An 11,810-nucleotide genomic window follows, 5' to 3' on the forward strand; every position below is an offset into this window, starting at 1 on the left:
AAATATGGCTTCGCGTACAGCGAGCCCACCCGGCACGATGAAGGCAGCCAAGGCCAGCAACGACGCTCCGCTGTACCACGCGCCCAGCGGGATTGCTTGCGCGAACCCGACCTTGCCGTTCAAAACCACCACGAATACCAGCAGGTACAGGCCCCATTCAAGTGTCAGCAACGCCGTACCACGCCACCTGATCGGCTTTAGGGTTGTACCATCTTGCGCGTCACGCCGTAGCTTTCCTAGCAACCATGTAGCTAGTCCAGGATGTCGATGCAGCCATTCGGCGAGACATAGCACAGGCACGATCAACAGCAGCCAAGTAGCGGAAAAATGATGCGACAACAACAATGAAACGATGACGCCGACAGAGACCACGTCGGTCATCAGCATTTGCCAGAAGTTGGCGATCACGATCTCCGCAGGGCGAAAGGTTGATGCCATCCGCCCTGATTGATACACCATGCCCCATATACGACCTGGGAGATATCGAATGACCTGGGATTGGAGGTAGATGTTCAGAGCAGGGCGCAGTTGAATGCGCCGGTCGTGCATGGAGGCTAGTACGCCCACGTGATACAGGGCTTGCACAAGGTACGCCACCATCGCGATCAGCGTGGCGGACAGGAGTTGAAGCCAGTGTGTCTGCGCCAGTGAGCGCCCGATCTCGGGGAGGTCCGAACGCACAAGGCGATACAAGAAGACCAGTGCAGCTAGTGCCATACACCATGCCAAGAACGTACGCACCTGCTTGGTTCGCCACCAGGGGCTTTCAAGCCGGGGCGGTGTGGATTTTGCTTGGCTTTTATTGGTGGACACAGGCATCGCTAACCGCTGAAATGGCACGCGCCACGTCGTCATCAGACAACTTTGTGGACAATGGCAGGCTCGCGGTTGTTCGACCTATTTGCATCGCATTTGGCCACTGTTCCGGCCGCCAACCGAAACGCTGCTGGTAATAAGGGTGCTCGGGCACGGATAGATAGTGCACGCCGGTGCCGATGCGGCGCTGGTTCATGGCTTCCAGGAAGTCGTCGCGGGAAATGCCGCAGCGGGCCTCGTCGATGTGCAGGGTGTAAAGGTGGTGGCCGTGGCGGGTGTCCTGCTCGAACGGTGCCGGCAGGTCGACCGGCAGGTCGGCAAATGCCGCGTTGTAGCGCTGCCAGATGGCGGCGCGGCGCTGCCAGTTGGCTTCTACCCGTGCAAGTTGATGTATGCCAATCGCTGCCTGCAGATCCATCATATTATACTTGAAGCCGCATTCGACCACCTGATAGTGCTTGTAGCCCTTGTCGCCGAAGCGGTGCCAGGCGTCCTTGCTCATGCCGTGCAGGGCGAGCACCCTGGCACTGGCGGCGTGTCCCTCGTCGCGAGCTAGGATCATTCCCCCTTCACCCGTCACGACATTCTTGGTGGCATAGAAGCTGAAGCAGCCGAAGTTCCCGAAAGTACCGGCCTTGCGTCCTTTGTATTCGGTCTCGATGGCATGTGCGCAATCCTCGATGACCAGCAGCCCGTGCTTGCGGGCAATGGCCATGATGGCGTCCATGTCGCAGGGTCTGCCGGCGAAGTGCACGGGCAGGATGGCCTGGGTGCGTGGAGTGATGGCTGACTCGATTGCGCTTGGGTCGATGCACTGCGTGACGGGATCGACATCCGCCAGGACTGGGCTGAGGCCAGCGTGGATGATGGCGTTGACCGTGGCGCAGAAAGTGAGCGGCGTCGTGACGACCTCCGCGCCCGGGTCGAGGCCGGCCGCCACCATGCTGACGTGCAACGCCGCTGTACAGGAGTTCACGGCTGCAACCTGACTTGCGCCAACTCCCTTGTATGCGGCGAAAGCCGCTTCGAAACGCGTGACCCGTGGCCCGGTTCCAATCCAGCCCGAACGCAGGCAGGCAACGACTTCGGCGATTTCCTCTTCTTCGATGGCGGGCGCGCCAAAAACAAGGAACGGAATTTCTTCGCTGCCTGGCGTGTTCATCGTGTATTGAAGATCCCTGGATCGTGCCGGAATTTGGCGGAATGGGGATAGAGGCTCAGCCTGTCCGTGACAGGCCAATCAGGTAGCGCCCGTAATCATTCTTGCCGAGTGCTGACGCAAGTTCGAGGAGTTGCCTGGCATCGATCCATCCATTATTGAGGGCGATCTCCTCCGGGCAGCAAATCCTCAGTCCCTGCCTTGTCTGGATGGTTTCTATGAATGTCGATGCCTCGATCAGGGACTCATGCGTCCCCGTGTCCAGCCAGGCATAACCACGTCCCATCCTCTCGAAATGCAATGTTCCTGCATCAAGATAGCATCGGATGAGATCGGTGATCTCGAGTTCGCCGCGCTCCGAAGGAACCAATCTTTCGGAGAAATCGCAGGCATTGTGATCAAAGAAATATAGCCCGGTCACGGCATAGTTTGATCTTGGCGATTCCGGTTTTTCCACAATCCCGGTTACTTTTCCTTCGGAATCGAATTCGGCGACGCCGTAGCGTTCGGGGTTCTTGACCCAGTAGCCGAAGATGGTGGCGCCGGTGTCGCGTGCGCTGGTCGCTCTCAGCAGATCTGTCAGTCCCTGCCCATAGAAGATGTTGTCCCCAAGAACAAGGCAGCACGGGTCGCCCGCAAGGAATTCCCGGCCAATCAGGAACGCCTGCGCCAGCCCGTCCGGACTCGGCTGCGCCGCGTATTCGATCCGCATCCCCCATTGCGAACCGTCGCCCAGCAGGCGTTGGAACAGAGCTTGTTCGTGGGGGGTGTTGATGATGAGCACTTCACGGATCCCCGCCAGCATCAGCACGCTCAGCGGGTAGTAGATCATCGGCTTGTCGTACACGGGCAGCAGCTGCTTGCTGATGGCCTTGGTGATCGGGTACAGCCGCGTGCCGGATCCGCCGGCAAGGATGATGCCCTTGCGCTTCATGCGCTGGCCCCGATCCGCTCCAGGCGGTAGCTGCCGTCCAGTACGCGCTGCACCCAGTCCTGGTGCGTCAGGTACCAGTCCACGGTCTCGGCGATGCCGCGCTCGAACGTGTAGGCCGCCGTCCAGCCCAATTCGCGCTTCAATTTGCCGGCGTCGATCGCGTAGCGGCGGTCATGGCCGGGACGGTCTTGGACGAAGGTGATCTGGGATTCCCGCGGGCGCCCGTCTGCGCGGGGATGGCGCCGGTCCAGCAGAGCGCAGATGGCCTTCACCACTTCGATGTTCTCAATTTCCGCGTTGCCGCCGACATTGTAGGTTTCCCCGACGCGCCCTTTGACCAGCACCGTGCGAATTGCACGGCAGTGGTCGCTGACGTGGAGCCAGTCACGCACCTGCTTGCCGTCACCATAGACAGGCAGCGGCTCGCCGGCCAGTGCTCTGGCGATGATCAGTGGAATGAGCTTTTCTGGGAATTGGTACGGGCCGTAGTTGTTGCTGCAGTTGGTGGTCAAAACCGGCAGCCCATAGGTGTGGTGGAAGGCGCGCACCAGGTGGTCCGAGGCGGCCTTCGACGCCGAATAAGGCGAATTTGGCGCGTATGGGGTGGTCTCGGTGAACTTGCCGGTTGCGCCCAACGCGCCGTACACCTCGTCGGTGGAGACGTGCAGGAACCTGAATGCTTCTTTCGCTGGGGAGTCGAGCGTCTTCCAGTAATCACGTGCCGCCTCCAGAAGCGCCAGCGTACCCACGACATTGGTCTGGATGAAGGCAGCCGGGCCGTCGATCGAGCGGTCGACGTGGCTTTCTGCTGCAAAGTTCACCACCGCGACAGGGCGGTGCTCGGCAAGAAGCCGCGCCACCAGCGCGCGATCGCCGATGTCGCCATGCACGAACACGTGGTTCGGGTCGTTTTCGATCGACGCTAGCGTGTCCAGGTTGCCGGCATAGGTAAGCGCATCCAGATTGATGACGCGCACCCCTTGCTTGATGGCGTCGAGTACGAAATTTCCTCCGATGAACCCGGCACCACCGGTAATCAGCCATGTTTTCATGGGTTTGTTATTCATTTGTCGGACGAGTCTGATCGACGTTGGGGTTCGATCTGCCTTGCCTCCGGGATTGCTTGATCGGTTGTTCAATTGCCCACCGGAGTGCAACGATTCGCCTCGCCGGACGGCAGTTGTCCTGCCGCCATGGAAAGCATCAGGTTGCGAGCCCTTGCATCGTTCTCATCCAGTGGAATCTGCGTGCCCAGGCGACTGTAGCTCACGCAGACGTCCTTCCAGTGGCCTTGCGCCGCATCGGAGGCCATCAGCGTGAGCAGGGCGGTGCCGTCGATGATCCTGGCTTCCGGATACGCGTTTGCCTTGCGCAGCGCGAACCAGGCCTGCCCCGCTGCGCGCATGGCCTGCGGGTTGCGGTTGGAGGTGCTTTCGACCAGAGCGAGTGCGCGGTCGAAAACGGTGTTTGACTGTCTGCAGGTCTGCAGTACCGGCAGTTTCCAGAGCCGTGCGAGCGTGTCCGGGGGCAGGTAGGGCACGGTGTCGCCGGCGATGCCGTTCAGGCGGTCGAGCAATCCCTCCGGATCGGCGCCGTTGTCGGGGCAACGCGCCACCAGGGTCAGGAACTGGGAGAGCCGCGCGCGCGTGTCCAGGGGCAGTGTGCTCGCGCTTGCCGGATCGAGCAGGAACTCCACCTTCTGGCGGGCTTCGACGGTGCGCTGTTCGGCGGTGAACAGGTCGCTCAAGGGCAGCGGCATAGCGGCCGGAAGGGCGCGACGGATGCCCAGCATTTCCAGGATCGGTTGATCGAGAACCATCAAACCCGTGAAGCCGCCCGCCGCCCGATGCATGAAGCGCGTACGCGGCGCCCTCAGGCTCAGCAACGGGTAGTAGTCGGAGTTGGCCGGCCCACCGTACTGGTGCGCCAGCGCGCGCAGCAGGCGCGCGTCGGCGACCTTGTGGAAGGCCAGTTGCTCGGGACTGTTGATCCCCAGCCGGGACATCTCGGAGCCCAGAACGCCGGTGAGGATGCGTCGGTAATCCGCTGGCGGAAGCCGGCGTGCCGGCGTGGCGACGATGATCAGGTCGACGTCGTTGCTCAACCATGCCGCATAGTCGCCGAATTCGGGCGTGAGCGCGTTCAGGATCGAGCTGACTAAGCGGTCGTCGATCTCGTAGAGCTGGATCCATTGCACGAACAGGCCATCGGGCTGTAGCTGGTGCGGGATGAAGCGGTAGAACTCCCTGGAGAACAGCGAGGCCACGCCGCTGACCCAGGGGTTGGACGGCTCGGAAATGATGATGTCGTACTTGTTCCGGCGGCCGGCGAACCACGACTTGGCGTCGTCGATCACGATCCGGGAGCGCGGATCGGTGTAGGCGCGGCCCACCTGCGGGGCGAAGATCATCGCGCCCTCCACCATGGCCGGTTCGATTTCCACGGTCTCCACGCGGCGCAAGCGCGGGTCGCCCAGGGCCGTATGGGTCGTCATGCCCGAACCGAAGCCGATGATGCCGATGTCGCGTGGCGCCGGATGCATGGCCAGCGGCAGTGCGGCGGCAAGCCGCATCGTCAGCTCGTCGCTTACGGGGCGTGCGTTCGGCGACAGGGCGAGACCCGCGTCCACCTTGCCGTTGGTGGCGATCGCGGCCTGGCCGTCGGGAGCGGCGATGACCGAGACGCTGGCGGTCTTGCCGTCGCGGTAGAACACCACGCGATCCGATGCGTCGAGCTGTACCTGGCCGTGGCGGAATACGCCGGACGCCAGTCGCATCGGGTCGAAGGGAACCTGGGTAATGGCCAGGCCCAGCGCCAGCGCCGCGGTGAGACCCGCGAAGGCGAACCGCAACATCTGGCTGCGCGAATCGACGCAGCGCCGCAGCAGCGCCAGACCGATGGCCATGTCCGCCAGGGCGCCCGTGGCAAGGGTCAGTTTCAGGCCCAGCGTGGGGATGAGGACGTGGATCGCGACGAACACGCCGAGGATCGAGCCCAGGGTGTTCCACGCATATACCCGGCCGATGGATCGCTCGCCGAAGCCGGCGCGCAGCAGTGCCACGGTGAACAGGGGCAGGGTGGTGCCGGCAAAGAAGGCCGCAGGCAGCATGATCGCGATTGCGACTGCCGCGGTACCGAGGTTGAACAGGGCGTAGCCGCCTTCGCTGGGCGTCAGGGCTTTCAGCAGCCAGCCGACCCATTCGAAGGAGTGGGCGTACAGCGCCAGCGATGCCAGTGCCGCCAGCCCCATGGCCAGTTGCATCCAGCCAGCCAGGCGCAGCGGGATCGGCGCGCGGTCGGCGCGCTTGCGAACCCAGAGCCCGCCCAGCGCAATGCCCGCAATGAACGAGGCCAGCATGAGCTCGAAAGCATGCTGGGTGCTCCCGACCACCAGGCTCAGCATCCGGATCCACGCGATCTCGTAAACGAACGACGCGGCTCCGGAAAGCGCCGTTGCCGCCAGCACGGCCAGCAGCAGGCGCGAGCCGTTGCCGTCGCCTGACTGCCGTGGCGACGGCGGATTTGGCAGGGGCTCCGGCGCCCGCGCGAGCCACAGGGCGAGGCCCGCCACCACGAAGTTGAGGATGCCGGCGGCTGCGGTGGTTCCCGGCAGCCCCACGGCGGGAATCAGGATGAAAACGCTGGCCAGGGCCCCGATCGCCGCGCCAATGCTGTTGGTGAAATACAGGCCGCCCAGCGCATCGCCGTCCTGGCCGGGAAAACGCCGGATCAGCCCGCCGCTCATCAGCGGGAACGTCATGCCCAGGAGGATGGTTTGCGGCAGAATCAGCAGCGCCGCCAGCCCCCATTTCAGGACGGACACGGCCCGGACGGACTCCAGCAACGGGATCAGCGTGTCGTATCCCAGCGCCGTGGCGTGGGTAAAGGTCCAATGGAAGCTCAGCCCGAACAGGCCGATCGCCAGTTCGACCCAAGCGTAGCCGCGCAGCAGATTGCGCCATCGCGTTCCCACGCGCGCGATCCACGCCGAGCCGACGGCCATGCCGCCCATGAACAGCGCCAGCACCAGCGCCTGGGCGTAGGCGGCGTGCCCGAGGAACAGCCCGAGGTAATGGGACCACACCGACTGGTAGATCAGTCCGGCAAAGCCCGACAGCACGAAGATGGCGAGCAGCCAGGGGCGCGCGGACGGGCGGTCAGCCATGCAGGAAGTCCCTCGGGTCGACCGGCGACATCATGGGTGCTGGCTTGCGGGTGTGCAATGCCGGTGCGGCTTCACTGAGCGCTCAGTGCAGCCCTGCAGTGATGCTGCCGAACTGGGTCTACCGGCGTGGAAATCGCGTCGGTTATTCGGGGTCAAAGGCTGCCTTTTCACCCTGAAGCGCCAGCGGGTGGTCGCAGCGGTATGGATTCAGGCGGCTACCTTACGGCACCAATGCACACGTGGCATTGCCGGCGTTGCAGTTGGCGTTCTTCAGCACGGCCGGATTGCCGCGGGCCTCCGGGACGAAGACCACCGTGGTGCCGGCGGACCAGTCGGCCGGGGTCAGCTGCGCCGGCGTGCCGCTGACGCAGGCGCTGGCGGCGAAGGTGGTGCTGTTGCGGTTGTCCGAGATGTCGGCCGAGGCCGTGTGCATGAACGCGCTCGCCTCCTGCAGGCAGGCCGAATTGGACGAGCGCTGCATGTAGTCGCGGTAGGCCGGCAGCGCGATCGCCGCCAGGATGCCGATGATCGCCACCACGATCATCAGTTCGATCAGGGTGAAGCCTGTGTTGTGCCGTTTCATCTGGAACCGTCCCCTTCGTTGCTAGCCATCAATAACGCAAGCAAGGAATGTGCCAAAGAAGACGATTTCGAAGAAAACTGCCGCGATGAAGAAACGTGGTCAATGGCACCCTGTCACGAACCGTTCCACCCTTTCCGGCCGGCGTGGTGTCAATGGCGAATGGACATGTCCTGCGCAGCGTTGGCGCGGCGGATCGACTGGGCCCAGTCGTCCTGACCCCTGGCTTGAAGCGCGCCCAGCACCTGGCCAATGGCGGGGTCGCCGTGAGGCAAGGCTCTGGCGGCGCGGATGAAGTAGGGCAGGGCAAGCTGCGGTTGCTCTGACTGGGTATACAGGAAGGCGCCGATCTGGATGTCTTCGACGGGCGAAAAGTCGGCGCGTCGCACGAGGATCGAGATCAGGCGGATAACCTGGTCACGATCAAGGGGTATGCCTGCGCGTACGTTTTTGAGGTTGTTCCACAGGATGTCCTTTTCGGGGGGACCAATCGGAACTTCATTCAAGCGCCTGAAAAGATGCTGCCAGTCCGCCGGAGTTGCCGTGCTTCGCATGCTTTTGTAGAGGATGGCATTGGCGTAGGCGGAGGGCGATCCTGTTCGCTTGGCGCCCTCTTCCGAGGCCGCGATGGCGCGGTCAAGATCGGTGTTGTTTCGGCTTTCCTTGTAGCTGTCAAACCAGGTGCCGGCAAGGGCCAGCCAGGCGCGCGGTGAGTCGGGGGAAATCCGTACGCTGTATTCGACAAAGCGGATCGGCTCGCCCCAGTGCCAGGCGCGAAACGCGCCCGCGCTGCCGATGGCCAGCATCGTGGCGGTCAAGCCGATGGCGACCTGCCGTCCGGAAAGTTGCCACCGCGTGATGCCTGCCTGCAGCAGGTCTCCCAATGCCAGCAGGATTCCGATCAGGGGAAGTTGGTTCCGATGTTCGAAGACTAGTTCAAGCGGTATGACGTTGCTGGTGATGAGGTGGCCGGCGAAGAACAGCAGGATGCCGAGCGAAAAAACGGGGCGCCGCTGCCGCCAGCGCCAGGCCCAGGCCAGGAGGCCGGCAAGGAGCAACAGGGCCGCCAGGGTTGCCGGAGGGGAAAGCAAACCGCGGGAGACGCTGAACGTGTCGTAGTTGAACGGCATCAGGCTGGGCAGGGGGAGCAGCATTTGCCCCAGGTACATCACCAGGATCCGGCTCTGGGTCAACAGCCGTTCGACGCTATTGAAATCCCGCCCCGGGTAGGCCTGCCAGCTCCAGTAATGCGGTAATACCCAAAGGAAAAACAGGCCCGTGCCACCGAGAGCAAGCACAAGGTACATCCGGCGCAGGCTCTTGCTGCGCCAGGGTTGCAGGGCCCTGAAGCGAAGTACCGTTAGCTCGAGCAGCAGGCAGTACAGCGGGAATAGAACGGCATCTTCCTTGCTGAGCATGCCCAGAAGCCAGCACCCTCCGGCGGTCAACCCCCAGGGCCAGGCCGGGCGGCCCTTCATCTGTGCTTGCCGCAACGCCAGGTAGGCCCATAACGCCAGCACGACGAAGAAAGTGGACAGCGTTTGCATCCGTTGAACGACATACAGCACGCTGGAAACCTGCAGCGGGTGGACGCCCCATGCCAAGGCGATCGCCACGGCTCCCGTCGTGGCGCTGCGTTCCGACCAACCCGCCAGTACCAGAAGCATGCGCAGCATCCGGGCCAGGGCGAAGGTGGTAAGAACATGGATCAGCAGGTTCGTGGCCTTGAAGGCAGCCGCATCCAGACCGCCGTGGCGCCAGAAATCCAGTGCGAAGCTGGCCATCGCCAGCGGCCGGCTGCCGTGCCCAGCCTGAAAGCTGGCGGCAGCGGTAAACAAGGAGTCCCTGTCCAGCGCCGTGACATGGATCAGGGGGTTGTTGACGATGGTTTGCGCGTCGTCCAGCACGAAGCTCCCGTTGTGGCCCAGGCCCATCACAAACCCGGCACCCAGAGCGGCAAGAGCGGACGGCAGCAGGGATCGTCGGCAGTCTGGATTCATCGGGAGGCAGTGTACCGGGCAAACCCCGCAGACTTCATTGGTTTCCGGCTATGCCACGGAGTGGCAATGATTGACGGGCTTATTGTTGCCGTTCCCGGCTAGATGGATCTGGTAAAAGGCTGCGACGTTCGCGTGCGAACATAAGCAGGTGCGCGGCGGTTCCGCCATGACCGTTCGCCTGCAGTTCCGCGGCCAGATTCAGGGCGAGGGAGTCGTCGGACGGTGTGGCTTCAATGGCCCGGACGAAGTACGGCATGGCTTCTTCGGGCTGTTTCAGCTCATACAGCACGGCATATCCCGCCTGAACCAATTGCTCCGGGCTGGCACCGGTTCTTTGCAGCATCAGATCCAGAGCCTGGCGGATCTGCTGCTTGTCCATGGGAACTCCCAGTCCTGCATAGTAGGCTAGGACAAAGGGCGTGCGGGCGTTGTCCAAGGTCATCGGCACAGCTCCAAGCCCGCGTTGGAACCGTTGCCAATCCGCCGGAGTGGCGTCGCCCCGGGCGGATTTCAGCGCCAGCAGCATCGCCAGGTTGCTGATTGCCTTCGGATCGGCATTGGCACCGCTTGCGCAGGCGTCGATGGCCTCATCAAGGCGTGGGTTGTGTGCTGCCTCGATGCCGCCGCCTGCCTTCAAGGTGAACAGGCATAGATCGTTCCATGCACGGGAAGAGCCGGGGGCTGCCTGCGTGATGGATCGCGCCAGTGGTATTGCGCCGCGCCAATCGTGGGCGCGCGACAGTGTGGCGCCTCCCAGCCCGAGCAGCGCCGCCGCGGCAACTGCGGCTTGCGCATGCGGGGAAATCCTCAGGCGATGCCCCGCCCAGAACAGCGCATCATAGGCCGCCAGCACCGCGCCGATCAAGGCGAAGTGGTTGCGGTGTTCGAAAGCCATTTCCAGCCCGATCACGTTGCTGGTGACGAAGTGGGCCGAGAAAAACAGAAAAACGCCTAGGGCGAACAGCGGCCTCCGGTGGCGCAGCCGCCAGGCAAATGCCAGCAGGCTGCCGATCAGCGCGATGGCCGGCAGCGTGGTCCACGGTTGCAGCAGGCCACGGGAAGGGACGATCCAGTCGTAATAGAACGGCATGTGGCTTGGCAACGGCAGCAGGATTTCCCACAGGTACAGGCACAGCACCCGTGCCTGCGTCAGCAGTCGTTCGGCGGAATTGAAGTCCCGCCCGGGGTAGGGCGATGTGCTCCAGAAGTGCGGGACGATCCACAGGGCGTAGATTCCGGCGCCAAGCAAGGATGTCGCCAGCCAGCCGCGCCGCAGCCGCAAGCCCATGTGCGGTCCGGCGGCGGCAAAGCGCAGCACGGTCAGCTCCAGCGCCAGCGCGTAGGCCGGCAACAGCACGCTGTCTTCCTTGCAGCCGAGTGCCAGAGCCCACAGCAGTCCCGTTAGCAGAAAATCGGCACGCGCCGGACGCCCTGCGGTCTGGGCCTGCCGTGCCCGCAGGTAGGCCAGCAGCGCCAGAACGAGGAACAGCGTTCCAAGGGCCTGCAGGCGCTGCACCGCATACAGCACGGTGGACACCTGCAGTGGATGCGTGGCCCAGGCCAGCGCCAGCAGGGGGGCGATCCACGCGGCCCGCTGCGCCGGGATCCGCGCCGCCAGCAGCAGGCTTTGATACAGCCATGCCAGCGCGAAGGCGGTCAGCGCATGAATGGCAATATTGGTGATTTTGAAGGTAGTGGGATCGGCCATCCCGCCGGCGCGCCAATAGTCCAGCGCAAACGTCAGCGTGGGCAACCCACGCATGCTGCCCGAGGGCTGCGGGGTGGAGAGAACCGCGTACAGCTGGGCCGGAGTGTTGCTGGACAGATGGATGCTGGTGTTGGCGACCAGATTGGGAAAATCGTCGAACACGAAGGCGCCCGGCAAACCTGGAAGAAATAGTGCGCCGGCCAGCAGGGAGATGCACAGGCTGGACAGATTGAACGGGCGTGTGATGGGAGTGTGGACTGGCAAGGGGGTTCACTGGTGCTTCGTTGGGCGCTTGGAAGTGTAGCGAGTGGCCACACAGAACCGGACTGCCACGTCTGCAAGCTCGGTTGAGTACCGGGAATGTCGAAAGTCGCGGCGGATGCTGTCAGGTAGAAACACGAAAGGCGCCCTGCGGCGCCTTTCGCTTGAAGCCCAGTTGCCGAAAGGA

The 11,810-nt window shown here is 63.3% G+C and carries 8 protein-coding genes; all 8 read right to left on the minus strand.

All coding sequences use genetic code 11. The annotated features are described in order from the left end of the window. The coding region (locus tag Q0X16_RS11485) for a hypothetical protein (protein WP_297834491.1) at positions 1-813 on the minus strand (813 nt) is incomplete at its 3' end. Continuing rightward, positions 800-1,978 (minus strand): DegT/DnrJ/EryC1/StrS family aminotransferase, encoded by a 1,179-nt coding sequence (locus Q0X16_RS11490; protein ID WP_297834494.1) that lies wholly within the window; start codon positions 1,976-1,978, stop codon positions 800-802. The genes Q0X16_RS11485 and Q0X16_RS11490, both read right to left, overlap by 14 nt. Before the next feature lie 55 nt (positions 1,979-2,033). Next, positions 2,034-2,909 (minus strand): glucose-1-phosphate thymidylyltransferase RfbA, encoded by an 876-nt coding sequence (rfbA, locus tag Q0X16_RS11495; protein WP_297834496.1) that lies wholly within the window; start codon positions 2,907-2,909, stop codon positions 2,034-2,036. Next, entirely contained in the window at positions 2,906-3,961 is a 1,056-nt protein-coding gene (gene rfbB, locus Q0X16_RS11500) for a dTDP-glucose 4,6-dehydratase (protein ID WP_297834512.1), read from the minus strand. Before rfbB ends, rfbA begins: the two co-directional genes overlap by 4 nt. An 83-nt stretch (positions 3,962-4,044) precedes the next feature. Beyond that, a complete protein-coding gene (locus tag Q0X16_RS11505; RefSeq protein ID WP_297834499.1) occupies positions 4,045-7,074 on the minus strand; it encodes a fused MFS/spermidine synthase in 3,030 nt (1,009 codons plus the stop codon). Between the two features lie 220 nt (positions 7,075-7,294). Continuing rightward, positions 7,295-7,657 carry a prepilin-type N-terminal cleavage/methylation domain-containing protein gene (locus tag Q0X16_RS11510; protein WP_297834502.1) on the minus strand — a complete coding sequence of 121 codons (363 nt, stop codon included), beginning with the start codon at positions 7,655-7,657 and terminating at the stop codon, positions 7,295-7,297. A 149-nt stretch (positions 7,658-7,806) separates the two neighbouring features. Then, complete coding sequence (locus Q0X16_RS11515) at positions 7,807-9,654, minus strand: hypothetical protein (protein WP_297834506.1); 1,848 nt, start codon at positions 9,652-9,654, stop codon at positions 7,807-7,809. Between the two features lie 79 nt (positions 9,655-9,733). Beyond that, complete coding sequence (locus Q0X16_RS11520) at positions 9,734-11,626, minus strand: hypothetical protein (protein WP_297834508.1); 1,893 nt, start codon at positions 11,624-11,626, stop codon at positions 9,734-9,736. Positions 11,627-11,810: the final 184 nt, after the last annotated feature.

The sequence above is a fragment of the Thermomonas sp. genome (genome assembly GCF_025993755.1).
GTDB lineage: Bacteria > Pseudomonadota > Gammaproteobacteria > Xanthomonadales > Xanthomonadaceae > Thermomonas.

What these genes read in the sequence shown, in the direction of transcription:
- Q0X16_RS11490 (WP_297834494.1), bottom strand. Translation starts at nt 1,978, where the DNA reads ATGAACACGCCAGGCAGCGAAGAAATTCCGTTCCTTGTTTTTGGCGCG.
- rfbA (WP_297834496.1), bottom strand. Translation starts at nt 2,909, where the DNA reads ATGAAGCGCAAGGGCATCATCCTTGCCGGCGGATCCGGCACGCGGCTG.
- rfbB (WP_297834512.1), bottom strand. Translation starts at nt 3,961, where the DNA reads ATGAAAACATGGCTGATTACCGGTGGTGCCGGGTTCATCGGAGGAAAT.
- Q0X16_RS11505 (WP_297834499.1), bottom strand. Translation starts at nt 7,074, where the DNA reads ATGGCTGACCGCCCGTCCGCGCGCCCCTGGCTGCTCGCCATCTTCGTG.
- Q0X16_RS11510 (WP_297834502.1), bottom strand. Translation starts at nt 7,657, where the DNA reads ATGAAACGGCACAACACAGGCTTCACCCTGATCGAACTGATGATCGTG.
- Q0X16_RS11515 (WP_297834506.1), bottom strand. Translation starts at nt 9,654, where the DNA reads ATGAATCCAGACTGCCGACGATCCCTGCTGCCGTCCGCTCTTGCCGCT.